A 25,264-nucleotide genomic window follows, 5' to 3' on the forward strand; every position below is an offset into this window, starting at 1 on the left:
GCATGACTTTCGCCGATGACACGGCCCGGCCGGCTTCCTCCTCCTTTCCTTCGGGGCTGGGAGTCCGTTCGGCACCGAACCGAGCGCGACCGGGCGAGCGCCTGGAACGATCCCTCGACGTCGCGTTTCCCACGGCCGACGGAGAACTGTCCCGCACATCGATCCTGACAGCGGCGATGGCCGTTCTCGTCCATCGGTACACCGCTCTTGAGCGGGTCGCCATCGACGGACTTGACGGCCAGGACACCTTTTCCTTGGCTGTCACCGACGAGTCGAGCACCCTCGATCTCGTCGAAGGGATGAGCACCACGGCGCGCTCGGACCTCGAACCTGCCCCCTTCGCCGTCTCGTTCACCGGTGCTTGTGGTTCGGACGCCGCGGTCGTACACGAACTGGTCCTCTCCGCGGACCTCGCATCGTCCAGGGTGACGCTCAATTTCGACGCCACCGGATTCGACGACGCGTATGCCGATCGGATCGCGGGCCACTACAAGGTCCTGCTGGATCAGATGGCGGGTACCCCGGACGCGCCCGTCGCACGGCTGAACATCCTGACGGCACACGAAGCCGACACCATGCTCCGCGCGTGGAACGACACGGGCACCCGCCTCACCGAGGACATCTGCCTCCACCAGGCGTTCGAGGCCCGGGCCGCGAAGGCGCCCGACGCGGTGGCGGTCGTCTTCGGATCCGAGTCGTGGTCGTACGACGACGTGAACCGACGGGCCAATGAACTGGCCCACCGCCTGATCGGGCTCGGAGTCGGACCGGACGCCAGGGTGGGCATCCACCTCGAAAGGACCCCCAGCCTCCTGATGGCGATCCTGGGCGTCCTGAAGGCCGGCGGGGCGTACGTGCCCCTGGACCCGAAATACCCGCGGGACCGGCTGGAGAGGATGGTCCTCGGCACCGGCTGCGAAGTAATGGTCACCAGCCGGGGACTCGACCGGATCCTCCCCGCACAGGTGCGGCACCACCTGGTGGTCGACGACCTGGGGAGCCGGCCCGGCGCACCCGCCGGGAATCCCGATACCGCGGTCCGCCCGGACAGCCTCTGCTACGTGATCCACACATCGGGCTCCTCCGGCACGCCCAAGCCGATCGCCCTGCGCCACCGCGGCGTGCTGAACAATCTCGCGGATCTCAACACGAGATTCGGTGTGGGACCCGAGGACGCGGTTCTCGCGCTGTCCTCCCCGAGCTTCGACATGTCGGCGTACGAGTTCCTCGGCATCACCATCGCGGGTGGCAAAGTCGTCATTCCGGATGCGGAGGCCGGATATCACCCGGCTTCGTGGTGGGAACTGGTCGACCGGCACCACGTCACGGTCTGGAACACGGCTCCGCCACTGATCGAGCTGTTCCTGGACTTTGTCGAGATCAGCGGCGGCACCCGTCCGCTTCCGCTGAAACTCTGCATGACAGGCGGGGACTGGGTCCCGGCGACGATGCCCGCACGTTTCCGGAAGGTCGCTCCGAGCCTCAGATTCGTGGCACTGGGCGGTGCGACGGAGGCCTCCGTCCATTCGACCGCGTACGAGTGGGACGCGTCCGAGGAGTGGGGCGGCGGCAACCTTCCGTACGGCCGGCCCCTCGCGAACCAGAGGGCGTTCATCCTCGACGAGCGGATGATGCCGGTACCGGTCGGCGTGGTCGGAGAGCTCTGTCTCGCGGGGGTCGGCCTGGCCCGTGAGTACCTCGACCGCCCCCGGGAGACGAGCGAGCGCTTCGTCCGGTGGTCGTGCGGCGACCACGTCGCGGAGCGTCTGTACCGCACGGGGGACATGGCGAGGTTCTGGCCCGACGGACTGATCGAGATCCTCGGGCGGAAGGACTTCCAGGTCAAGATCAACGGAATCAGGGTGGAGTTGGGGGAAATCGAATCCGTCCTGGCCGCACACCGCGGGGTGAAGCGCGCGGTGGTGGTCTCCCGGGAGGCGGACGGTCACGTGACGCTGGTCGGATACGTGACGGCCCAGCACGGCGAAACGCTGGACTACGCGTCACTGCTCGACGCGCTGCACGAACGGCTTCCGAGACACATGATTCCCTCGTCGATCGAGATCGTGGAGTCGCTTCCCCTCAACAAGAACGGCAAGGTCGACCGGCTTGCGCTGAGTTCACCGGCACAAGGGAACGAGACCACCCCGCGCACGCCGCGGCGGGAACCGGAGCACGGCCGGAACTGGCAGTGCTTGGTGGTCGACGCGTGGCGGGACGTGCTGGACGTCGACCACCTGGACGGCCACGACAACTTCTTCGACCACGGAGGGGATTCCATGAAGGCGATACGAAGCATGGTGCGCATCGACCGACGGCTGCGCATGACCGATATCTACGAGCATCCGACTGTGACCGCCCTGGCGGATCACCTGGCCGAACGTTATGGCGAGCACCCCAGCCCCTGAGGGCTGTCCGACCTCCGGAGTAGTCATGCCTGTCTATCTCGTGACCGGCGCCGCGGGTTTCATCGGCGCGAACTATGTGCAGCACCTGCTGGAGTGGGAGTCGTCAGATGTCGAAGTGATAGCGGTGGACTACCTGGGATTCGCAGGCAACCGGCCGAATTTGGAACCGGTGTCCGACCGCATCGTGTTCGAGAAGGCGGACATCGCCGACCTCGACGCCATGGAGGAGATCTACCGGCGGTATCGGCCGGACTTCGTCGTGAACTTCGCGGCGGAGTCGCACAACGACCGCGCGATCCTGGGCCCGACCGCGTTCATGCGCTCCAACGCGCTCGGGGCGCAGGTGATGGCCGAGTGCAGCCGTCTGGTGCCGGTCCGGTCCCACGTACATGTGTCGACGATCGAGGTGTACGGGGAACTGGCCCCGGGGGAGAAGTGGTTCACCGAGCGGTCACCGTTGAACGCGAAGACGCCGTACAGCGCGGCCAAGGCCGCCGGAGACCAGATCGTACGCGCGTACATGCAGACCTATCCGGAGCTGAACATCCGGATGACGCACTGCGCGAACAACTACGGCCCGTACCAGTTGCCGGAGAAGCTCATCCCGCTGGCGGTGACGAATCTCCTGCGCGGCCGGAAGGTGCCTGTCTACGGTGACGGGCTGCAGAGCCGTGACTGGCTGCACGTGGCCGACCACTGCGCCGCGGTACACCGGGTGCTGCACGCCGACCTGGGACCGGTTCCTCCGCAGGCGGCCACGGAACCGGAGCTGTTGCCGATCTTCGACGTTTCCGCCCGCCACGAGGTCACCAACCTGGACATCGCCGGTCGGGTCGTCACGGCGCTCGGCCTGGACCCGTCGGAATGGATCGAGCACATCCCGGACCGGCCGAACCACGACCGCCGGTACCTGATCGACCCGGAGAAGATCGAAACGCTGCTGGGCTGGCGACCCGTGCGTGATTTCGACGCGGGCCTTGCCGAGACGGTCGACTGGTACGTGGAGCACCGTGCCTGGTGGGAACGGATTCTCGAAGAGAAGGGTGAACTCGGCTTCGACTGGGGGGCGGTGGGCCCGGGATCCACCGAACTCCGGTAGCGGAGTCGCCGCAGCGCGCGTCAGCCGTGGGGGGAGTTCGGGGCCGTGTTCCTCTGCCGCGCGAACCGTCCGGACACGGTCCGGCGGTCCGGACGGTCCCCACCTTCGCCGACGGCCGACCCGTCACCATCGTGGACCTGGCCGCCCCGGCCGTTCGTGGTACGGCCTGAGCCGGGTCACCGCACCGGGGGACCGGTTCATCGCCCCATCCCAATCGAGCACATCAATATTGGCCGACCGGACAGTTCCCACCGCCGCGCGGCTCACGATGCTGGGCAGACGCGTCGACTGGAGGTGTCCGCCGTGACAGAACACCGCACCGTGGTGAATCGGACCACTGGGCAGGATGACGGTGCCCGGCCGGAGAGCCGGGACCGGGAGCGTACGGCCGCGATGGTCGCGGACATCGAGCGGCTGGTGCGCTGCGAGTCCCCCTCGGACGACCTGGCCGCGGTCGCCCGCAGCGCCGAGCTGGTGGCCCGGATCGGCGCCGGTCACCTCGGGGCCGAGGCGGAGCGGGTGGTCATCGACGGATGCACGCATCTGCGGTGGCGCTTCGGCCGGACCCCGCGCGTGCTGCTCATCGGGCATCACGACACGGTGTGGCCGGTCGGGTCGTTGAAGAGCCATCCGTTCGAGGTTCGCGACGGAGTGCTGCGCGGACCCGGTTGCTTCGACATGAAGGCCGGCCTGGTGATGGCGTTCCACGCCTTGGCGGACCTGATCGCCGCGGGGGCACGGACGCGTGCGTCCGGACCCGGGGCCGCGCATCCGCTGGACGGTGTCACCCTCCTCGTCACCGGTGACGAGGAGCCGGGTTCGCCCTCGTCCCGGGAGCTCATCGAGGACGAGGCCCGCTCCCACGCTGCCGCCCTCGTACTGGAGGCCGCCGGACCGGGTGGGGCCCTGAAGACGGAACGCAAAGGGGTGTCGCGCTACGAGGTGCTGGTTCGAGGACGTGCTGCCCACTCCGGCCTTGAGCCGGAGCGTGGCGTGAACGCGACGATCGAGGCCGCCCACCAGATCCTGGCCGTGGCCGCGCTGGGCGATGCGGCACACGGTACGACTGTCACGCCGACCCGCCTGGAGGCGGGCACCACGAGCAACACCGTCCCCGCCTCGGCACGCTTCGACGTCGACGTCCGCATACGGGACGCGGCGGAGCAGCACCGTGTGGACCGGGCGATGCGCGACCTGCGGGCCCGGCTGCCCGGCGCGGCGGTGGAGGTCACCGGTGGTCCGAACCGGCCGCCCTTGCAGGCCACAGCGTCGATGGATCTCTTCGCGCGGGCGTGCCGGCTCGCGACGGACCTCGGGCTCGGCCCGCTCTCGCAGGTGGCCGTCGGCGGCGCCTCCGACGGAAATCTCGCCGCGGGAGTCGGCACCCCGACTCTCGACGGCCTGGGAGCGGTGGGCGGCGGCGCGCATGCCGACGACGAACATCTGCTCGTCGCGGAACTGCCGCGGCGGACCCGACTGCTCACCGCGTTGACGGCCGATCTCCTGGCACCGCGGGACGGCTGTCCGCCCGGACGAAGCGGGAGCCCGCATCCTGTGCCCTCGAACCAGCTGCGCGTAGATCGGGATTGAAACCATGACCCGCGTGACCGATTTCCTGCGCGACCGCACCGAATCCCCGCCCGTCGACGCGGCGTACGCCGCGGCCGATACCGCCGCGCGCGGCGCGGGCATCGACATCCGTTCCCTGGACAGCGTCAGTGAGCTTGAGGCCGCTCGGCGCCTGTACGAGCGGATCTGGCGTACCGGCGAGAACAGTCCGGTGGTGACCGCCGACCTGTTGCGTGCGCTGGCGAAGGCGGGCAGTTACGTCAGCGGCGCCTTCGTGGGGGACGAACTGGTCGGCTCCTGCTTCGGGTTCTTCTCCCCGCCGGCGCGCGCGGCCCTGCACAGCCACATCGCGGGGGTGCTGCCCCACGTGCGGCGCCGCAACGTCGGATTCGCCCTGAAACTGCACCAGCGGGCCTGGACGCTGGCGCGGGGTGTGGACGAGATCCGCTGGACGTATGACCCCTTGGTGCGCCGCAACGCGTACTTCAACATCGCCAAGCTGGCCGCCGAGCCCGTCGAGTACCTGCCGGACTTCTACGGTCCCATCGACGACGGGATCAACGGCAGCGACGACAGCGACCGGATTCTGGTGCGGTGGCGGCTGGCGTCCCCGGACGCCGAGTCGGTCTGCGCCGGGCGGCCCAGACCGGCCGACGCGGAGGTCGCCCGGTCGCGCGGAGCGACCGTCGCACTCGGACTCTCCGCCACGGGCGCGCCGTCCCTGGGGCGCGCCGACGGCAACGCACGCACCGTACTGGTGGCGGTACCCGAAGACATCGAGTCACTGCGCGGGAGCGACCCGGCGTGCGCCGTGAGCTGGCGCGCGGCGGTACGGGACGTGCTGGGCGGACTGCTCGCCGACGGCGCGCGGGTGCGCGGCTTCGACCCGGCGGGCTGGTACGTCGTGGACCGCGGAGGCCCGACGCGGGTCGCCGAAGGCACGCGCGGGCACGGAACCCACCACGACGAAGCGCCACAGGAGACAGTGTGAAGGTCACCGGAGTCGAGCTGCGCACCATCAAGGCACCCCTCGTATCCCCGTTCCGCACCTCGTTCGGCACCGAGACCGTGCGGGAGGCACTCCTGGTGCGCGTCGTCACCGAGGAGGCCGAGGGCTGGGGCGAGTGCGGCGCGGGTACCGCTCCGCTGTACTCGTCGCAGTACACACACGCCGCGGCGGACGTCCTCAGCCGCTTCCTGGTCCCGGCGCTCGCCGGGGTGGCCGACCTCGACGCCCACCGGGTCGCCCCGGCCCTGGCCGCGTTCAAGGGGCACCGCATGGCCAAGGCCGCCCTGGAGACGGCGGTGCTGGACGCGGACCTCCGGGCCCGGGGAGTGCCCCTCGCACACGCCCTCGGCGCGGTCCGCGACAGAGTGCCGTGCGGGGTGTCGGTGGGGATCACCGAATCGATCCCCGCGCTCCTCGACGCCGTCGCCGGATATCTGGACGCCGGCTATCTGCGGATCAAGCTGAAGATCGAACCCGGCTGGGACATCGAGCCGGTGCGCGCCGTCCGGGAACGGTTCGGCGACATCCCGCTGCAGGTGGACGCCAACGCCGCCTATCACCGCGGCGACGCCCGCCATCTGGCCCGGCTCGACCCGTTCGCCCTCCTGATGCTGGAGCAGCCGCTCGCGGAGGACGACCTCCTCGGCCACGCGGAACTCGCGAAGCGCATCACCACCCCGATCTGCCTCGACGAGTCGATTGTCTCCGCCCGCGCCGCCGCCGCCGCGCTCACCCTCGGCGCCTGCCACGTGGTCAACATCAAGCCGGGCCGCGTCGGCGGCTATCTGGAGGCGCGGCGGATCCACGACGTCTGCGTGGCGCACGGCGTCCCCGTCTGGTGCGGCGGCATGCTGGAGACGGGACTGGGCCGCGCCGCCAACGTGGCGCTCGCCGCACTGCCCGGGTTCGTGCTGCCCGGCGACACGTCGGCCTCCGACCGCTACTACCGGACCGACATCACCGCACCGTTCCGCCTCGTGGACGGCCATCTCGCCGTGCCGACCGGGCCGGGCCTCGGCGTCACCCCCGTCCAGGAGATTCTGGACGAGGTGACGGACTCGACGACCTGGGTGCCCGTGCCCTGAGGCCCTCGCCATGCCGGTCCGTTCGTCCGTGCGGACGAACGGGCTGGCATCATTACGTCATGCGCGACCAACTCCGATGCCGGTGGGCCGGGCTAGTTTCGGCCCCGTGCTCATTCCCGTGACCAGCCTTCCGCGAGCGAGCCTCGCGCGTGTCCTGGAGGAACTCGGCTCCACCCTGCTCGACGTGGTCTGCGGTGACGCGGAACGCGCCGACGGCATCGGCGGCGTCGTCATCCACGACCCACTCGACGAGCCGGAACTCCCGGACCACGCGCTGGTACTGGGTGTGGCCCTGCACGACCTCTCCGACATCGCCCGAGTCGTCACCCGGCTGGGGCAGCGCGGCGCCGCCGCCCTGGTGGTGCGCGCGCCCCTCACCCCAGACGAGGCGCTGACCGCTGCGGCCGAGGCGTCGGGCGTGGCCGTGCTCTCCTTCGCCCGCGGCGCCTCCTGGACGCACCTGGCGGGGATGCTCCGGACGCTGACGACCGACAGCAACCGGCATGACATGGATGGTCACACGGCCGACCGGTTCGAGTCCGGTGACCTCTTCGCGGTCGCCAACGCGATCGCCGCGCTGCTGGACGCGCCCGTCACCATCGAGGACCGCAACTCGCGCCTACTGGCCTTCTCCGGCCGGCAGGAGGACATCGACCCCTCGCGGGTGCAGACGATCCTGGGCCGGCAGGTCCCCGAGCACTACACGCGCATCCTTGAGGAACGCGGGGTGTTCCAGGCGATCTACCGCAGCGACCGCCCCGTCTTCGTCGCGTCTCTGCCCGAGTCGGGCGACACGACACAGCCGCCCGAACTGCCGCGCGCGGCGATCGCCGTGCGTGCCGGGGACGAGATCCTCGGCGCGATCTGGGTGGTCGTCGCCGAGCCGCTGAGCGAGGACCGCAGCGAAGCGCTCTACGAGGCGTCCAAGCTGGTCGCGATGCACATGGTGTGGCAGCGCGCGGACGCGGACATGGAACGGCGGCAGCGCGCGGAGCTGCTGGCCACCGCACTGGAGAGCGGCCCCGGATCACCCGAGGCGATCCGCCGCCTCGGCCTGAAGGACGGGCCCGCCGTCGTTCTCGCGCTCACCGTCGTCGACGCGGCGAATGAACACCGGCTGCCCGCCCGTACCGCCACCGAACGCAAACGCCTCGCCGACGCGTTCGCCATGCATCTGGCCGCGGTGCACCCGCACGCCACCGCCGCGCTGATCGGCGACATCGCGTACGGCATCCTGCCCCTTCTTCCGCAGAACCGGCACGACGCCGAGGAAAGGGCGGCCCGCATCGCCACCGAGTTCCTGGCCCGCGTGGGCTCCCGGCTGCGCCCCGTCATCGGCGTGGGGCCGTACGCCGAGGACAGTGCGGCGCTGGCCCGCTCGCGTACCGGAGCCGAACGGGCGTCGCGCGTCCTGCGGTCGGGAACCGCCGGGCCGTCGGTCGCCCGCCTGGACGACGTCCACGTCGAGGCACTGCTGCTGGAGCTCGCCGACCTCGTCCCGCGCGGGGACCTGCCCAGCGGCGTCCTCGCACGCGTCATGGCCTACGACGAGATCCACGAGACCAACCTGACCGATACGCTGCGGAGTTGGCTCGACGCCTTCGGTGATGTCGCCACGGCCGCCGCCTCGATGTTCGTGCATCCCAACACGTTCCGCTACCGGCTCCGGCGCGCGGCGGAGGTCGGCCGGATCGACCTGAATGATCCGTCCGCACGTCTCTCGGCCATGCTGCAACTGCACCTGATGTCGCTGAGGTCGGCCCCGGACGGCGGATGAGCGGACGGGCCGTCCCGCCCGTTCATCGGCAAGCTTCACGACGGCCAAGACCGAGTGTCCTGATCAGAAAGGCCAGCCACTCGGCGTCCTGTGCGGTCGCGACCTCGTACGACGTCGCCGCGCCGTGCCCGGCGTTGTCGAAGACGTGCAGGAGGATCGGCGCGTCCCCTTCCTGTGCCGCCTGCAGACGCGCGGCGAACTTGCGCGCATGCCAGGGAGGACACCGCGGATCGGTCGCCCCGGCCTGGAGATAGACCGCCGGGAAGACGCCGGGCCCGACCAACTGATAGGGCGAGAGCCGCAGCAGCCGCCGTACTTCCGCGGGATCGTCCGGATCCGCCCACGCCTTGCGGATGACGAAATCCAGATAGGGATCGCGAGTGCCCCCGATGAGGTCGAGGAGCGGCGCCATCGGCAGCACGGCACACCACAGCTCGGGGCGCGTCGTGAGGGCGACCCCGCACATGAGACCACCGTCGGAGCCACCGGTCAGCGCGAGCCGCTCGGGTGTGGTGAACCCGGTGGCGATGAGGTGCTCGGCAACGGCGACGAGGTCGCCGTCGCGCACGTGTTTGCGTTCCCGGTGCGCGGCCAGGTACCAGTCGCGGCCGAACTCGCCGCCCCCGCGCAGATGAGCCTGGACGAGCACGCCGCCGGCCGCGACGAAGGCGGCCATCTCGGGCTGGTACTGCGGCAGCAGAGGCACGTTCGCCGCTCCGTACGCGGAGATCAGCGTGGGCGCGGGCCGCGTCGGGTCGCTGCCCGCCGGTCGCACCACGTGGTAGGGGATCTCCACGCCGTCGGGTGCGACGGCCCGCTCGAACGTCACGTCGGCGTCGAGGGTGACCGCCGGGGCCGACAGCGTCTCGATGTCCGCCTCGCCCGGACGGTGCAGATAGACGCCCCAGGAGCTGGTCGGGGTGGAGAAGGCGAAGACGAAGTCGTCCGGGGGAGAGCCCACGGCCAGGCCGGTCAGGGCGAAGAACGGTGCGGAGAGCGCCCCCCGTCCGGGCAGCGGAACCTCCCCGGTGACGGCGCCGGAGCGGTCGAGGATCCGTACCCGGGCGCACGTCCGGTCGAACTCGCTGAGGTACAGATGGTCGCCGACCGGAGACAGGGACCGCAGCACCGTCTCGCCCTCCGGCACCAACTCCGCCCACGAGGCCGGGTCGTTGGGGCCGGTGGTGTCCAGCGGGAGCGCGACCACGCGCCCGCGCGGTGCCCCCACATCGGTCACCGCGATGTAGCGGTCGCCGACGATGTGTCCGGCGACGGTCCCGGCGCAGTCGGTGACGAAGGGCCGCCAGGGGGTGGCGGGCCGGGACAGATCCCGTACGGCGACCGGAACAGGACTGCCCACCCGGTGACTCGCGACGGCCCAGCGGCCGTCGGCCGAGAACTGCACGAGTGTGTACTCCCGCGAGCCCTCACCGACCGGGACCGCTTCCACCACGGTGCTGCCCGCGCCGTCCCGCGTGGCGAGCCGGTGACGGTACACGGCCTGCCGGAACTCGTGCGGCGCACCGGTCAGGGCGAGGAAGAAGAAGCCGCTGCTGTCGGGCAGCCACGACACGCCACCGGCCCACGCGCTGTGCAGGACCTGCCGCGGCGCGTCGTCCAGTACGCGCCCCGAGTCCACCTCGATGAGCCGGACCGTGTTGTGCTCGCTGCCGTCGGTGCAGACGCCCAGGGCCAGGACGCGGCCGTTCGGCGACGGCGCGAGCCACGACAGGAACGCGGGGTTCTGCCCGTCACCGAACGCGGTCAGGTCGACCACCGGCCGGCCCGCGCCGAACGGCCGGTCGGCGACGACCACGCGGGGCGCCGCCGCACCGGGCGGGTTCACGGCGCGGAACCAGCGGCCCGCCGCGAACCTCGGCAGTGCCGGGCGGGACCCGGCATCGTAGGTCTCGATCAGCTTCCGTACGGCCGCGGGGTCCTGCCCGTCGTAGGCGACCGATGTGGCGAGAGCGGCCTGTCGGCGCTGCCACCGCCGTATCTCGTCGGTCTCCGGCTCCAGCCACCGGTACGGGTCCGGCACCCGGACGCCCGCGACGTCCTCGAAGGCGTCGACGGTCCGCGCGGGCGGATACGGCAGAGGGCTGCTGTTCACTGTGACTCCGACTGCTCGGTGTCCCGGAGACCGTCAACGCCTCCGGGACGCATGGACTGATGTACTGCTGAGTCCGCGTCCGCACCGGGGGCCGCCTCGGAGCCCGCTCGCGCCGCCGTGGCGAACTCGGCACGCAGCCGCTCGAACGCCCCGGGGATCCGGTTCACCCGCCGGACGTGGAGCAGCGCGTCGTAGGCGGCCGGGAAGTCCTCGACGGGGTCGAGCTCCCCACCGGCGAGCATCCCCTCGACGCCGTCGAAGAACCCGGCGGGCGCGCGGCGCGGATCGAGGAGGGTCACCTCCGGGCCGAGACGGTCGAGCCGCGATTCGACGGAATTCGGCGTCAGGGCCCGCGCCCCGAGCGTCACATCGCAGTCGAACGGACGCGACGACCGCTGGGTGAAGGTGACTTCGGGCCCGGAGCCGTACGTCATCCCGATGACGACGAGATCCGCCCCCAGCTCGGAGGAGAGCAGACCGCCCAGGGTCGGCCGACCGTGCAGCGGTGTACGGCGGACGTGTGCGTTGTGGGCGCTCACCACGACGCGCCGCTCCCGGCGCAGGATCCACTCCACGCTGCGCGCCATGAACGCCTCCCGAGGATAGGGGCCCTCCGAGGAGGTCCCGTCCTCGTCGGCCTCGGCGACGAAGGCTTCGAGCGAGGCCGCGCACCACAGGGCGATCTCGGCGTCCTCGGCGGCCGGGCCGCCGCGCCGGGAGGAGCGGAGTGCGCGCTCGCCCAGTCCGCGCAGGCCGTCGAGCAGCCGGGCACGGTCCGAGGAGGACATCGCCGCGTAGCGGACCGCTGCCCGCGACCGGTCGCCCAGATCGCTCAGCCGCAGCAACTCCTCGTCACCCGGGCGTGCGGGCAGCCGGTCGAGGCAGGCACGGACCGCCGGGCCGGGGGAGGTGGACGAGCCGGGCAGGTCCATTCCGTAGAAGGCGACCTTCGCCGACCCGCCGGAGTTGCGCCGACGCATCCAGCGCAGTTGCCTCCGCATCGGCTCGCACTCGCCGAAGCGGTAGGTGACGCCGTCCCGGGCGACGGTCTCGACCCGTCCCGGCCCGCCGCCGATCCACTCGTCGACGGCCAGCCCCTCGGCGAATCCGGATTCCAGGACCAGCCCGGTGAACCCGCACTCCCGGACCAGGAACCGGAACAGCAGGTCCCTGAGCCCGTAGAACTCCGTGATGTTGTGCGCGCCCTCGCCGAGCGCCACGACCCGTGCTCCGCCGATCAGTTGACGCAGTGCGGTCATGTCCGCAGATGTGTCGTGGAACATGTCCATGACGACTCACCACCTTCCCGCGCGCGGCATTCAGTTGTGGAAGTACCAGAGTTCCGGCGTGTACAGGAAGCTGAGCAGTGAGCGGAACGACGCCGGCGGCCCGGAGAGGGTGTTCTTCCACACGACAAGGGTGTGCGGGGTCGGGAAGTAGAGCACCGGCAGGTCCTTGCCGAGGTGGGTCACCTCGGCCGACAAGGCCTTGGAATCCGACCCGAACGTCGACGCGTCGATCAGCCTGTCCGCCTCGGCGTCGCGGTACCCGCCGAGATTGAAGCTGCCTCCCGCGTTGAACACGGTGTTGCTGCTCGGGTATCCGGCAGCCAGGTACAGCGGTCCGTAGTCCTGTGCCGCCCACTTGTCCTTGTTGGCGGGCGCGAAGGAGTTGCCGTAGTTGGTGTACATGTAGTTGAGCGACTTGCTCACGAGCGTGACCTTGAGGCCCAGCTTCTTGGCCTCCGATGCGAAAGCGGTGCCCCGGGCGCCGACGTACGCCGGGGTGTTCGCGGAGGCGAGGGAGAAGTCGACCGTCTGCCCGCGCGGGATGCCCGCCCCGCACTCGTCGGCCCCGGTGCCCGGGCGTCGGCAGGTGGTGGCGCCGCCCGGCTCGACCTTCCAGCCGTGGTCGGCGAGCAGTCTCTCGGCGGCGGCCGGGTCGTACGGGTAGGGCGCCTTGTCACCGAACGCGGGCGGGTACGGGGAGTCGCCGCCCGCGGTGGTGTAGTTGGCGGAGGCGGCACCGTTGTACACGCCCCGGCTCTTGATGTAGCCCTGCTGGTCGATCAGGTGTTGCAGGGCCTGGCGGAAGTACGGCTGCGCGATCACCTTGTCGAAGTGGTGGGTGGTGTTCTCGAAGTTCAGGACCAGCGGGTCGAACCGGGCGGGCGCCGGGGCGCCGTATACCTGGTAGCCCTTCTTCTTCAGCGCGTCGATCTGCATGATGAAGCTGGAGTCCAGCGTTCCGACGGTCAGGTTGCCGGCCTTGAACTGGTTGAGGACCGCCGGGGCGGAGGTGAACGACTTGAAGTCGACCCGGTCGAGCCGTGAGCCGCCCGGCCCGCTGTAGGACGTGTTGGGGACCAGGGAGAACGAGCCGGTCGTGGGGTCGAAGCTACCCAGACGGTACGGGCCGTTGACCACCTGCCAGAGCGGGTTGTCGGCGAATGTGGTCGGGGACTCCGACTGCTTGGTGAGGTAGGTGTAGATGGCCTTGGCGTTCTTCGGCCGCGTGTAGTCCAGGTGCGGCCCGGAGGTGCGGGCGATGTTCCACTCCTTGGAGGGCATCACGTACAGCAGGGTCAGCATCGACATCAGGTAGGACGGGTTGTACGCGGTCGTGGACCTGAGGGTGAGCTCGTCCGGCGCGGTGGCCTTCGCGGTGACGCCGTCGGGAAACTGCCCCGGGGTGTAGAAGCTCCAGTTGGCCGGGCTCTCCTTGAGCGAGGCCTTCAGCAGGGCCAGGGAGAAGACGACGTCGTCGGCGGTGACCGGCCTGCCGTTGGACCATGAGTAGTGCTTCATCCTGATGCGCACGGTCTTGCGGTCGGTGCTGTAGCGGGGCGCCTCGGCCAGGCTCAGTGCGGCGTCCGCGATCCGGTCGCCCTCACCACTGGGGCGGTAGAGGGAGCGCCACAGGAGCCCCCGGGCGATGACGGTCCCGTTGGCGGACGCCGGTGGATACGGATAGATGTAGTTGGGGCTGAGTCCCGGAGTCAGCGCGACCGTGGCCGTGCCGCCGTCCTTGGGCTTCCCGGACTCCTTCGGCAGGGTCTTGTAACCGCCCCGCAGATCCTTGGCCAGGTCGCCGCCGGTGCACGCCGTGGCCAGTACGGCGAGCACGGCGGCGAGCACCGCGAAGCGGCGTCCTCGCGCCTTGCCGGGCACATGTGTCATGGATGGCTCCCTGCGAGGTGTGGTGGAAGAGGGTGAAGAGGCGACGGTCGTGGCGAGCGGCCTCAGCCGGCCCGGTGACCGACCGCGTCGCGGAGCGAGTCCGCCAGCAGGTTGAGCCCCAGCACCGTGACGATGACGCAGATGCCGACGGGATACACCAGCCACCAGTAGTCGGCGGAGATGAACGTCGCGCCGTTGGCGAGCTGGCTGCCCCAGTCCGCGGTCGGGTAGGTCAGGCCGAAGCCCAGGAAGCCCAGTGCGGCGACGACGAGGATCGCGTCGGCCACCTGGAAGGTGATGACGACGATGATCACGCTGAGCGCGTTCGGAATCAGGTGGGTGAGGATGAGCCGCGGGCGGGAGGCCCCCATCACCCTGGCCGCCAGCACGAACTCCCTTACCCGCAGGGTCAGGACCTCGCCGCGGACGAGCCGGGCGGAGACCAGCCAGGAGAACCCGCCGATGACCAGGCTCAGCGACACGGCGTTCGCGTGGAAGCGCACCGAGAGGATCAGGACGAAGAAGAGGAAGGGGATCGACAGCAGGGTGTCGACCACCCGCATCAGGAACCCGTCCACGACCCCGCCGGCGAGTCCGGCGACGGCGCCGTAGACCGTACCGATCGTGGTGGCGAACAGCGCGGCGAGCAGCCCGATCTGCAAGGACACCCTGCCACCCGCCATGAGGCGGCCGAGCACGTCGAACCCGTTGAGGTCCGTCCCGAGCGGATGCTCGGTGCTGGGCGGCAGAGCCGCGTTCACCAGATCCACGTCGGTCTGGTTGGTCTGATAGATCAGGGGGCCGAGGAAACAGAACCCGACGACGAGTATCAGAAGCAGCCCGCCGGCGAGGCCCAGCGGGTGGCGCCGCAGTGCGCGCAGCACCGGTCTCACAGTGAGCCGCTCGCGCACGTCGGCCGGTTCGACCGGTTCGGCCGCTGATGACGCGGTGGCGCCCGCCTCCCGGGCCCCCGCCGTGTCCGTGTGTCGTGAGGTCATTTGTTCAACTCGATTCGGCTGTCGGCGGCGGCGACCGCGATGTCGGCGAAGAAGTTGCCGGCCACGGTGAGGACGCCGCCGATCAGGGTGTAGGCGAGGAGCACCGGGTAGTCCTCGTGCTGCAGGCTGTTGAGGAACAGCAGCCCGAGGCCGGGGTAGTTGAAGAGCGACTCGACGATCAGGTTGCCTGCCAGGAGGCTGGGGATGAGCGTGCCGACCAGCGTGATCAGCGGTAGACAGGCGTTGCGCAGCAGGTGGCGCGTCAGGACGCTCCGTTCCGGGAGCCCTTTGGCCCGCGCGACCCGGATGTAGTCCTGGCCGAGCTGGTCGAGAGCCGACGAGCGCTGGTACTGGGAGAAGATCGCGACGCTGGTGATGGCGAGCGTGATGACGGGCAGGGCCATGGCGCGGGGATCGGTGAGGATCACCCACGTGGAGTGCGACTGGGACGCCTCGGCAGGGAAGAACGACAGGGACTGGCTGAACACGGCGATCAGGATCAGGCCCAGCAGGAACGACGGAGTCGCGTAGATCACATAGGAGGCCGCCGTGGTGGCGCGGTCGACGAGACTGTTGCGGCGGACCGCCTGGAGGATGCCGAGCGGGACGGCGATCAGCAGCGCGAGGACCAGGCCGGCGAGCGAAAGCATCGCGCTGCGGCCGGCGTTCTGCCGCAGTACCGTCCCCACGTTCTCGTTGAGCTTGTAGGACCTGCCCAGGTCACCGTGGGCGAGCTGGCCCAGATAGCTGAGGTATTGCACGACGAGCGGCCGGTCGAATCCGTGCTCCCGGTTGAAGTCGGCCACGGCCTGGGGGGACGCGCGCTGTCCCAGGACCACGCGGCCCGGGTCGTCCGAGACCACGTGCAGCAGGAAGAACACCATCGCGGAGATGCCCAGTACGACGACGAAGGAGATCGCCAGCCGTCGGACCACGTACCAGCTCACGCGTGACCATCTCCTCTCCGGGCGATCCGTGGTCTGCCTGATATGCGGGGGAGTGGTGAGTGACGGTTCATCGTGCGGAGAGCTCCTCGGGCTGTGCGGCCGGCGAGCGCAGGGGATGGTGGCAGGCGACCTTGTGCGTGCCGGTGAGGGTCGTGAGGGCGGGCTCCGTCGCCGCGCACTCCTCGGTCGCCAGTGGACATCGGGTGCGGAACCGGCAGCCGCTGGGCGGATCGATGGGACTGGGCAGTTCGCCGCGCACGCGCCCGCCCGACCGGGGCCGGGACGCGGCGGGGTCCGCCTCGGGAACCGCCGCGAGCAGCCCCGCGGTGTACGGGTGCGCGGTGGACCCGTACACCTCCTCGGTGGTGCCGGTCTCCATCAACTTGCCCAGGTACATGACTCCGACGCGGTCGGCCAGGTACCGCACGACCGCGAGATCGTGGGAGATCACGACACTGCTCAGTTCGCGTTCACGCTGGACGCGGTGCATCAGATTGAGGACCTGGGAACGGATGGAGACGTCCAGCGCGCTGACCGGCTCGTCGGCGACCAGCACCTTCGGATCCAGGGCCAGCGCGCGGGCCAGTCCCACCCGCTGGCGCTGTCCCCCGGAGAGTTCGTGGGGGTAGCGCTCCAGGACGCCCGACGGCAGTCCCACGTCCCCGAGGAGCTCGCGGGCCCGTGCGGTCCGGGCGGCGCGGGTGCCGATGCCCTGGATCACGAGGGGCTCGCGTAGGATCGCGCCGATGCGCATGCGGGGGTCGAGCGAGGAGTTGGAGTCCTGGAACATCATCTGCAACTGGGACCGGCGCGGCGCGAGTTCGCGGGCACTCATACCGGTCACCGACGCACCGTCGAAGATCACCTCGCCCGACGTGGGCCGGTTCAGGGCCACGAGCATGCGGCCCAGCGAGGACTTGCCGCACCCCGACTCCCCGACCAGGCCGAACGTCTCACCGGGCGCCACGTCGAAGCTCACTCCGGAGACCGCCTTGACCGTGCGGCGCCGCCCGAGGAGGCTCCGTCCGCCCACCGGGTACTCAAGTCTGAGATCGACGATCCGCAGCCGCGGCGTCGTCCCGTGTACGGCAGGGGCCTCGGGGGAGTCGACGGGCCGTGCGACGGCCGATGCCCCTGAACCGGTACGGACCGCTGTCGTGGCGACCGGGTGCCAGCACGCGTGGGTGTGCCCGTCCTCTTCCACCGAGAGCGGCGGCCGCTCCTCGTGGCAGCGGTCCGTCGCGGCCGCGCAGCGCGGCGCGAAAGGACAGCCCGCGGGGGAAGCGGCCAGATCCGGTGGTGTGCCGGGAATGCTGAAGAGCGGCTCGCGCCGGTCCTGGGTGAGCGAGGGGATCGAGGACAGCAGCGCATGGGTGTAGCGGTGCCGGGTATGGCTGAAAAGAGCTGGTGTCGGTCCGGTCTCGGCCACGCGCCCGGCGTACATCACGCCCACCCGGTCGGCATGCCGGGCGATCACTCCCATGTCGTGGGTGATGAGGATCATCGACATACCCAGCCGGGACCTGAGGTCGTCCAGAAGATCGAGGATCTCCGCCTGGATGGAGACGTCGAGCGCCGTGGTCGGCTCGTCCGCGATGACGACCCGCGGCTCGCACGCCAGGGCCATCGCGATCATCACGCGTTGCCGCATGCCGCCCGAGAGCTGGTGCGGATAGTCGTCCAACCGCTCGACGGGCTTCGGTATCCCGACCAGGCCGAGCAGCTCCGCGGCACGTGCGCGCGCGGCCCGCTTCGACGCGCCCCGGTGCAACCGCACCGGTTCGGCGACCTGTTCGCCGATGCGGCGGGTGGGGTTCAAGGCCGTCATCGAATCCTGGAACACCATCGCGATGTCGTTGCCGCGCAGGGCCCGGTACCGGTCCGCGGGGAGTCCGACGAGCTCCGTACCGCCGAAGTCGATCGAGCCGCCGGTCACCCGGCCACCGGCAGGCAGCATGCCCATCACGGCCAGGCCGGTCATGGACTTGCCGGATCCGGTCTCCCCGACGATCCCCAGGGTCTCCCCGCGATCGAGCGCCAGACCGACGCCCGAGACCGGGTGGACGATCCGGTCGCCCCGGCGGATCTCGACCGACAGATCGCGGATCGTCAGCACCCGGCCGCCGTCCGCGGACTCACGTGCGTTCTCAAAACCCTCGCTCGCGCGCACGATATGGCTCTCCATCTCCTCGACCGTCCGACGATTTTGAGACACGTACGTCAGTCGTCGTTCGTCGGGTTCACTGAACATTCAGGTGTGCGTCGTTCCGATCGCACGAAGGGAATCTCCTGCCGCGCACGGCGCTCAGCCGGCGGACGAGGGCCGGCCCAGTTCGTTCCGCAGCAGGCGCCGTACGTTCTCCCCCAGAACCGCGACGATGTCGCGCTCCGGCCACCCCCGCTGTTGCAGCGCGTCGGTGACCAGCGGCAGCCCCGCCGGACCCGTGAGCCCGGGAAGATAGGCGTCGGCCGGTACTCCCTCGACGAAGGCCAACTCGCAGCACGGGGGAGTGGTGTCGGCAAGTACTTCCTTGATGAAGTCGGGACCCAGCCCGACGTGCTCGATGCCCGCCACCCCGGCAATGTGCTCGATGTGGTCGATCAGCCGGCCGATCGAGTAGTCGCTCTCGTGCAGGTACGGAGCGAAGAAGTTCACGCACACCACTCCGCCGCCCGCGGCGACGCCCCGGATCTGCGCGTCGTCAAGGTTGCGGTGGTGGTCGAAGAGCGCCCGTGCGCCGGAGTGTGTGGCGATCAACGGCCGTGAGGACAGCTCCAGGACGTGCTCGACCCCGGACGCGCCGAGATGACTGATGTCGTAGAGCATGCCGAGGCGCTCCATCTCGGCCAGCGCCGCGACCCCGGAGCGGGTCAGCCTGCCGCCCGTCGCGTCCTCGCCGCTGCCGTCGGCCAGGGAGGTACGACCGAAGTGGGCCAGGGACGCGATCCTGACCCCCAGCCGGAACAGGGTCTCCAGCAGCTCCACGTCCTCGCCCACGCCGGGTGCGCTCTCCAGTGCCAGCACCAGGGCGATCCGGCCCTCGGCCAGCGTCCGGTCGACCTGGGCCCCGTCCGTGCACAGTGTGACGGCATCGGCGTTGCCGGCCGCGAGCCGGTGTGCCGCCTCGATCATGCGCAGCGTGCGGCGAAGCGCGCCCTCCGGCCGGTACGGATCCTCGACGAACACCGGCAGCGCCTGAAGGTTCACCCCGCCGGCCCGCAACTGCGGCAGCCAGCGCTCCCGGAAGAACTCCGCCCAGCGGTCCACCGGCCGGGCGACCACCGCACACAGGAGGTCGTTGTGCAGGTCCGCCACGATCGCGCGTCGGTGCAGCTCGTTCATCGCTCCGCCCGCCGCTCGGCCCGGCCGGTGTGCAGATACAGCGCGCGTCCCTGCCCGTCGTCACCGAGGAAGGCGAGCGGCGCGTGGACCCCGCGCTCCGGCTCGACCGGGATCAAGGTGTCACCGCGCCTGCCGACCAACTCCGTGCGGTACGGCGCCTCGTCCAGTTCGGCGACGGTTCCCCGGGGCGTGCGCTCCAGCCACAGCCGCCCAGCGGTGTCCCGGCTCACCGTGGTCTCGGCGGTGCTGGACGTGTACGTACCGACGTACCGGGACGTCTCCGCGACAGGAGCGCCCAGGTCCGGCACCGGCGAGGCGGGCAGACCGACCCCGGCGAGTTCACCGAGGACCCGGCCCGCGATCTCCGCGTACACGCGCCGTGACAGGCCGCCGTTGGTGACGATCGCCACCGCGACACCCCGCTCCGGCACCAGGCGCAGGAACGCTGACTGACCGATGGTGTTCCCGTCGTGTCCGATGACCGTGGGGCCCGACAGGTCGAAGAGCTCCCAGCCGAGCCCCCAGGCGGCTCCCTGGTCGATGTCGGGCAGCGTGACCTGCGGCCGCTGCATGGCCCGGACGGTCTCCGGGCCGAGCACGCTCACCCCGTCGGGGCCCCGGCCTCCGGCGAGGTGCGTCCGGGCGAAGGCCAGCAGATCGCGCGCGGGCATCGCCAGCATCGATCCGGCCGGTGCGTTCGAGCGTGCCAGGGCCCACACCGGCGTCGGTTCGAGCGGCGCCCCCGGCACCTTCTCGATGTGACCCACCGCCGTGCGGTGGACGATCGCCTCGTAGGGGTCACTCGCGGTGTGACTCATACCCAGCGGAGTGAACAGGTGCCGCCGGGCGCAGACGTCGAACGGCTCCTCGCGCAGCACCTCGACGATCCGCCCGAGCACGCAGTACCCGGCGTTGTTGTACGAGAACATCGTGCCCGGCCCGAAGAGCTGCGGCACGTCCCGCAGGACGCCCACGTACTTTTCCAGGCAGTCGTCACCCTTGCCGGTGTCGGTGAAGATGTCCCCCTCGAAACCCGCGACGTGACTCAGCAGCTGCCGCGTGGTGATCCCGCGCGCCGCCTCCTCGTCGGCGATCCGGAACTCCGGCAGGACGTCCCGTACGGGAGCGTCCAGATCCAGTCGCCCCTCGTCGGCCAACTGCATGACCAGCGTCGCGGTCATCACCTTGGTGATCGACCCGATCTGGAAGAGCGAGTCCACGGTGGCGTCGACCCCGGTGGACGTGCTCAGCACACCGGCCGCGGATTCGACCCATGCGTCACCGGCCTGGACCGCCACGGCTGCCCCGGGCACCTGGCTCTCGACGAGCAGATCCGGCAACCGGCGGCGCAGCCAGGCACCGACCTCCTCCAGCTTGTTCAGCTGATCCGACCCGTTCAGCTTCTGCACGGCATTCCTCCCTGCTCGACTGCGCAGGAGCTTAGGACGTGCGGAAACCGCCCTCTTCGTCCACTCCCACCACATGCGTCCCCGGCATTGGTGCGACTGGCCGAACCGGGCGGCTTCGACGGGAGGGGAGCGGGCTTGTGACGACGCGGCCTCTCAGGCCCTCCCGCGTCTCAGCCCGCGGTTCCGTATGAAGGGCGTCTCCTCCGTGATGTTGTCGAACAGGGCGCCGCCCGCGTCGGCCGGCAATGCGTGAATCATTTATCCGCCCCCTCTCATGGAATACGCGTTTTGTCACCGCATTTTATTTCGCCATCGGGTGCGAGGTGTCGAAAGGTGAAATGTCATGGCGCTGTACCGTGAGCTCGTCGGGTGGGCATGGGATTCCGGAACCCGGCACTGGACGTTCTTCGACACCGTGCTTCACGCGCTGGGCGTCGGTGCGGGTGACGGGTCGTCGTAGTGGTCGAGGAGGCGTGCACCCCAACGAAGCATCAGGCGGTCTGGTTTGGCGGCGAAGAACGACAGCCCCTCGACGGTCCCGCCGTGATCGCCGGGCGTTGCGCACCGTCGATCGGCATAAGCGCTCCTGTGTGCGGGAATGGGATCGGATGGATCGTCGATAGTGGCTGCGATCGTTGTGACAATATTGGACCGTTGCTTGATAAATGCGATGAAGGAGTAGGGGAAGCATGCCGGAAACCTCGTTCCAGGGCCAAGTCGTCGACACCGAACCCGCATCCGATGTATTTCTCGTCATCGGTATTCCGGGGTCCGGTAAGAGTTCGGTGTCGGCCGGCCTGGCCCGTCGGTTCCCCCTCGGCGCGCACATCGAGGGCGACCACCTCCAGGACCTCCTCGTGTCGGGTGGGCGTTCGCCCTCGCCGGAGGAGGACGTGGAGGCGGACCGCCAGTTGCTGCTGCGGGCACGCAACGCGTCGGTGCTGGCGCGGAGCTTCCACGCTGCCGGGGTCATCCCGGTCGTGGACGACGTGGTGGTGCGCCGTGCCCATCTGGACTTCTACCGGGAGCAGTTGAGGGACCTGCCACTGCGGTTGATCGTGCTGGCCCCGTCGGCGGACGTGGTCTCGCGGCGGGTCGCCGAGCGGGACAAGGTGCTCGCCGACGACTGGTCGTTCCTGGATGACGCACTGCGCAAGGAGATCGCAGGTGAAGGGGAGTGGTTCGACAGCTCTGAGCTGACGCTGGAGGAGACGGTCGACGCGGTCCTGGCGAACCGGCCGGGAAGCTGACCGTACGGTCGTGACGCCCCGCCGGAAGTTCGGTGCGAGCGCCCCCACCGGGGTCCCGCACCGGACGACCCGGAACCGATGGTGGTGATGACCGATATGGAGCGTCTCAGCCATGCGGTCACTCCAAGGTGGGATCGTCCCGCGTGGGGATGTCCCGCCAGAGCCGTAGGCGTGAGGACGCGGTGATGAGGGGAGCGGTGAGCCAGAGGAGCATCACGACGGTCAGTCCGAGGCGGGGGCCGAACAGACTGCCCAGTCCGCCGCCGACCAGTCCGCCGAAGAAGAGCATCCCGCGGCTGACGAACCGTACGCAGGCCACTGTCCGCTGCAACAGATCGAGTGGGGTGAGCAGTTGGACGAGGGTGGCCTGGCCGACCGTAAAGATGGAGAACCCGGCGTGGAAGAGCAGGGCGCCGCACAGGAACAGCAGCAGCCCCGCGCCCCGCTGGGTGAGCGGCAGAAGCAGACCCGTCGGAGCCAGGACGGCGGCGGGGAGCCACACGGCGCGTGCGGTGCCCAGCCATCCGCTGACCTTGCCCGCGCTGAACGCGCCGATCAGACCACCGACGCCGACCGACCCGAGCAGCATGCCCAGGGTGCCCGGGGTGATGCCGACGTCATGGGCGAGGAAGATGACGACGAGCGCCTCGTAGGCGGCGAAGCAGCAATTGCCGACCGCCGAGCCGGCGATCGAGGCCAGTATCACCGGCCGCCTGGCGATGAACCGGGCGGCCTCGGAGAGTTCGGCCCACAGACCCGAGGCGCGGGTCGCGCTCCTGGCGGAACGGATGTGGGAGCGCATCAGCAGATTGCAGGTGGCGGACGCGACGAACCCCGCGGAGTTGAGCAGGGGCGCGCTCTCGGGACCGACCACCTGCACGGAGAAGCCCGCCACGGTCGGGCCGAAGGCCAGGGAGACCGCGCGGGCGATCTGGAGGCGGATGTTGCCGTAGACGAGCTTGTCCTTCGGCAGCATCCGTGGCGGCATGGACAGATACACGATCTCGTAGAACACGGTCGCGCAGCTGACCAGCACATTGGACAGGTACAGATGCCACAGGGCGAGATGGCCGGTGACCGACAGGACCGGTACGAGGGTCACGATCACCGCGCGGCTCAGGTCGGCCAGCAGCAGTACGACGCGCGGGGGCAGCCGTGTGCTGTACACGCCGGCCGGCAGAGTGAGGATCAGCCAAGGCAGATACCCCGCTGCTGTGATGAGGCCGACCTCACCGACAGAGGCGCCCAGCGTCTGAGACGCGAGCAGCGGGAAGGCGACCACCGTCGCCATCCCGCACAGCTGGCTGATACCGCTGCCGATCCACAGCAGGCGGAAGTCCCGTTCGCGGACGGACTCGGTCGCCAGGGTGGCAGGATCGGACATCACAGGTGTCCCCTTCTTCGTCGGTCCCCATACGGGGCCGGTGGTTCACTGATGTGCTCGCCGCCCGGGGTCGGGGAGGCGGCTTCATGGAGTACGAGGACGGGGCGGGCAGCGGCCGCCCACGCCCCGGCGAGTGCGAACCTGGCCGCGCGGACGGCGTCGATGATGACACCCGCGGAGTTCGGTGAATCCCACACCTCCAGCTTGTACTCCAGAGACAGCGAGCGGTACGTCGCCGAACGCGCCTCCCTCCAGGCGTGCGTACGCCCACTTACGGTCGGCGAACCACGGCGCATGGTCCGACGGCCCGATGCGCACGTTGTCCCCTGCCTATGCCGCGCCCGATCCGGGGTGTCACCGACCGGGCGTTTTCAGCGTTGCCTCTCCAGGGCGAGGACGGCCTTGGCGACTGACGTGATGCGGTGGGGGCCGATCCGGGATCTTCGGAAGATTCGCCAGGACTTCAGTAGTGCCATGGAGCGTTCGAGGCGATGGCGCTTGTGCGAGTGGTCGGCCCGGCCGTCGCCCACACGGTCGCACTCGGCGAGCGTCCCGTCGAGCAGTACGTACTCCGGTTCGTGCTCGCGCAGCTACACCAGACCGGCGAGCGCGCGTTGGTGCGGCGGGAGCTTGCGGCGGCGGTCACCCTCGCGGGTGACGATGAGCATGGTGATCCACTCGGCCGGTGCATGGGGCAGGTCGAGTCCGGCAGGACGGGAAACCAACAAGGTGCCTGCGCTGATGAGTTGAGACGTCGAATACCTCCCTCAACGGCACGGGCCTCGTGCGTCGCGTCCTCGCCCCCGCCACCCCAGCGGCGGCCACTCTCAAAAAGCTCAGTGTGTCTTGTGCTTCTGCCGCACGCCGCAACCTCCGGAAACCCGGCCGGGCCGCGTGATGGGCGCCAGCGGCACTGTCCGGAGGCGCGGGGTGGGCTACAGGTGTCGGACCGGAGGTCTCGACAGGTCCCGTTTGATCCGGCATGACTGCCCGAATGCCCGGGACGGGTATTCCGGCGGGCTTTGAACGGCGGGCCGACCATATCCGGTCCGCTGGTCCACAGCTGGTACGGCATCGGCTTGGAGGGAAGTGCGGTGTGCCCGTGTCTCCGGGCGTGGCCTGGCTCCCGGTGCCCTGCCGGGTGTGCGGGGCACCGGGATCTCGGCGGCCATATGTGTGGACGCGCCTACTCGGCGGTTTTCAGCTCGACTTCGCAGTCCATGGTCTGGCTGTATGCCTGGCCGGCCTGGCGGTAGTCGAAGCGGCACCAGCGGACCGAGTCCTTCGGCGGTGCGGTGATTTTCAGCTTGGCCAGGTAGAAGATGTCGCTCTCCTCTCCGGCCTCGACCTTGACCGGCTTGAGCGCGTAGTTCTTCAGCTTCCGAAGTCGGGGGTGTGCGGTCCCCCGCTGTCCGCGAGTAGCGGGAGCCCACCGGCGTCCTCCAGGTGGTAGGCGCCGTACTCCAGCACCTCGATCCCGGAAGGGATGTGCTTGAGGGCGACATCGGTGATCTCGATGGAACGCGAGGAGGTGTTGTGCGGCACTGGCAGGGCGAAGTACCAGACCTCACCCACCCGGGCGTTCTCGGTGCCCACGACCCCACTCGACTGGGTGCCGTCGCCGGCCAGTGCCGTGCCCGGTCTCGCCTCGACCGCGCCGGCCATGCCGCTCCCCCGGGGAGCAGCCGGCCAGT

The 25,264-nt window shown here is 69.9% G+C and carries 17 protein-coding genes and 2 pseudogenes; 7 read left to right on the forward strand and 12 right to left on the reverse strand.

What is annotated here, in order from left to right:
- Positions 1-2 precede the first annotated feature (2 nt).
- From OG413_RS27310 to OG413_RS27335, 6 genes are all read left to right on the forward strand, one after another.
- The gene (locus tag OG413_RS27310; protein WP_266809661.1) at positions 3-2,408 is read left to right on the forward strand and encodes a non-ribosomal peptide synthetase; all 2,406 of its coding nucleotides are present in this window, start codon (positions 3-5) and stop codon (positions 2,406-2,408) included.
- Positions 2,409-2,433: 25 nt separating this feature from the next.
- Entirely contained in the window at positions 2,434-3,507 is a 1,074-nt protein-coding gene (locus OG413_RS27315) for a dTDP-glucose 4,6-dehydratase (RefSeq protein WP_266809663.1), read from the forward strand.
- Positions 3,508-3,900: 393 nt separating this feature from the next.
- Positions 3,901-5,097: a M20 family metallopeptidase gene (locus tag OG413_RS27320; protein WP_266810396.1), complete on the forward strand. Its 1,197-nt coding sequence runs from the start codon at positions 3,901-3,903 to the stop codon at positions 5,095-5,097.
- Between the two features lie 13 nt (positions 5,098-5,110).
- Positions 5,111-6,067, forward strand: coding sequence for a GNAT family N-acetyltransferase (locus tag OG413_RS27325; protein ID WP_266809665.1), 957 nt, complete (start codon positions 5,111-5,113; stop codon positions 6,065-6,067).
- Positions 6,064-7,170, forward strand: coding sequence for an o-succinylbenzoate synthase (gene menC / locus OG413_RS27330; protein ID WP_266809666.1), 1,107 nt, complete (start codon positions 6,064-6,066; stop codon positions 7,168-7,170). Before OG413_RS27325 ends, menC begins: the two co-directional genes overlap by 4 nt.
- Positions 7,171-7,276: 106 nt before the next feature.
- On the forward strand, positions 7,277-8,947 hold the full coding sequence (locus tag OG413_RS27335; protein WP_266809667.1) for a CdaR family transcriptional regulator: 1,671 nt from the start codon (positions 7,277-7,279) through the stop codon (positions 8,945-8,947).
- A gap of 22 nt (positions 8,948-8,969) precedes the next feature.
- Here OG413_RS27335 and OG413_RS27340 read toward each other — a convergent pair whose 3' ends face one another.
- The 8 genes from OG413_RS27340 to OG413_RS27375 form a co-directional block, all read right to left on the reverse strand.
- Positions 8,970-11,060, reverse strand: coding sequence for a prolyl oligopeptidase family serine peptidase (locus tag OG413_RS27340; RefSeq protein ID WP_266809669.1), 2,091 nt, complete (start codon positions 11,058-11,060; stop codon positions 8,970-8,972).
- Positions 11,057-12,349 (reverse strand): erythromycin esterase family protein, encoded by a 1,293-nt coding sequence (locus OG413_RS27345; RefSeq protein WP_266809671.1) that lies wholly within the window; start codon positions 12,347-12,349, stop codon positions 11,057-11,059. Before OG413_RS27345 ends, OG413_RS27340 begins: the two co-directional genes overlap by 4 nt.
- 30 nt (positions 12,350-12,379) lie before the next feature.
- Positions 12,380-14,239, reverse strand: a complete 1,860-nt coding sequence (locus OG413_RS27350) for an ABC transporter substrate-binding protein (RefSeq protein WP_266809673.1) — start codon at positions 14,237-14,239, stop codon at positions 12,380-12,382.
- 62 nt (positions 14,240-14,301) lie between these two features.
- The gene (locus OG413_RS27355; protein WP_266809675.1) at positions 14,302-15,237 is read right to left on the reverse strand and encodes an ABC transporter permease; all 936 of its coding nucleotides are present in this window, start codon (positions 15,235-15,237) and stop codon (positions 14,302-14,304) included.
- Positions 15,234-16,184, reverse strand: coding sequence for an ABC transporter permease (locus OG413_RS27360; RefSeq protein ID WP_266809677.1), 951 nt, complete (start codon positions 16,182-16,184; stop codon positions 15,234-15,236). The genes OG413_RS27355 and OG413_RS27360 overlap by 4 nt, the downstream gene beginning before the upstream one ends.
- Positions 16,185-16,251: 67 nt before the next feature.
- Positions 16,252-18,369 (reverse strand): ABC transporter ATP-binding protein, encoded by a 2,118-nt coding sequence (locus tag OG413_RS27365; protein WP_266809679.1) that lies wholly within the window; start codon positions 18,367-18,369, stop codon positions 16,252-16,254.
- Between the two features lie 120 nt (positions 18,370-18,489).
- On the reverse strand, positions 18,490-19,527 hold the full coding sequence (locus OG413_RS27370) for a dipeptidase (RefSeq protein ID WP_266809681.1): 1,038 nt from the start codon (positions 19,525-19,527) through the stop codon (positions 18,490-18,492).
- Complete coding sequence (locus tag OG413_RS27375) at positions 19,524-20,936, reverse strand: serine hydrolase (RefSeq protein WP_266809683.1); 1,413 nt, start codon at positions 20,934-20,936, stop codon at positions 19,524-19,526. The genes OG413_RS27370 and OG413_RS27375 overlap by 4 nt, the downstream gene beginning before the upstream one ends.
- 689 nt (positions 20,937-21,625) lie before the next feature.
- Here OG413_RS27375 and OG413_RS27380 point away from each other — a divergent pair.
- Positions 21,626-22,186: an AAA family ATPase gene (locus OG413_RS27380; protein ID WP_266809684.1), complete on the forward strand. Its 561-nt coding sequence runs from the start codon at positions 21,626-21,628 to the stop codon at positions 22,184-22,186.
- 118 nt (positions 22,187-22,304) lie between these two features.
- Here the strand turns inward: OG413_RS27380 and OG413_RS27385 are convergent, their stop codons facing one another.
- From OG413_RS27385 to OG413_RS27400, 4 genes and pseudogenes are all read right to left on the reverse strand, one after another.
- Positions 22,305-23,570, reverse strand: a complete 1,266-nt coding sequence (locus OG413_RS27385) for an MFS transporter (RefSeq protein ID WP_266809686.1) — start codon at positions 23,568-23,570, stop codon at positions 22,305-22,307.
- 73 nt (positions 23,571-23,643) lie between these two features.
- A pseudogene (locus tag OG413_RS27390) lies at positions 23,644-23,891 on the reverse strand (inositol-3-phosphate synthase); the annotation flags it as partial.
- 50 nt (positions 23,892-23,941) lie between these two features.
- A pseudogene (locus OG413_RS27395) lies at positions 23,942-24,295 on the reverse strand (hypothetical protein).
- Positions 24,296-24,944: 649 nt separating this feature from the next.
- Complete coding sequence (locus OG413_RS27400) at positions 24,945-25,235, reverse strand: hypothetical protein (RefSeq protein ID WP_266809688.1); 291 nt, start codon at positions 25,233-25,235, stop codon at positions 24,945-24,947.
- Positions 25,236-25,264 lie beyond the last annotated feature (29 nt).

Origin of the sequence: Streptomyces sp. NBC_01433 (genome assembly GCF_026340105.1) — a bacterium.
Classification (GTDB): Bacteria; Actinomycetota; Actinomycetes; order Streptomycetales; family Streptomycetaceae; genus Streptomyces.

Excerpts from the sequence above, each read along its gene's own strand:
- OG413_RS27310 (WP_266809661.1), top strand. The coding sequence starts at position 3 with ATGACTTTCGCCGATGACACGGCCCGGCCGGCTTCCTCCTCCTTTCCT.
- OG413_RS27315 (WP_266809663.1), top strand. The coding sequence starts at position 2,434 with ATGCCTGTCTATCTCGTGACCGGCGCCGCGGGTTTCATCGGCGCGAAC.
- OG413_RS27320 (WP_266810396.1), top strand. The coding sequence starts at position 3,901 with ATGGTCGCGGACATCGAGCGGCTGGTGCGCTGCGAGTCCCCCTCGGAC.
- OG413_RS27345 (WP_266809671.1), bottom strand. The coding sequence starts at position 12,349 with ATGGACATGTTCCACGACACATCTGCGGACATGACCGCACTGCGTCAA.
- OG413_RS27350 (WP_266809673.1), bottom strand. The coding sequence starts at position 14,239 with ATGACACATGTGCCCGGCAAGGCGCGAGGACGCCGCTTCGCGGTGCTC.
- OG413_RS27355 (WP_266809675.1), bottom strand. The coding sequence starts at position 15,237 with ATGACCTCACGACACACGGACACGGCGGGGGCCCGGGAGGCGGGCGCC.
- OG413_RS27365 (WP_266809679.1), bottom strand. The coding sequence starts at position 18,369 with ATGGAGAGCCATATCGTGCGCGCGAGCGAGGGTTTTGAGAACGCACGT.
- OG413_RS27370 (WP_266809681.1), bottom strand. The coding sequence starts at position 19,527 with ATGAACGAGCTGCACCGACGCGCGATCGTGGCGGACCTGCACAACGAC.
- OG413_RS27380 (WP_266809684.1), top strand. The coding sequence starts at position 21,626 with ATGCCGGAAACCTCGTTCCAGGGCCAAGTCGTCGACACCGAACCCGCA.
- OG413_RS27385 (WP_266809686.1), bottom strand. The coding sequence starts at position 23,570 with ATGTCCGATCCTGCCACCCTGGCGACCGAGTCCGTCCGCGAACGGGAC.
- OG413_RS27400 (WP_266809688.1), bottom strand. The coding sequence starts at position 25,235 with ATGGCCGGCGCGGTCGAGGCGAGACCGGGCACGGCACTGGCCGGCGAC.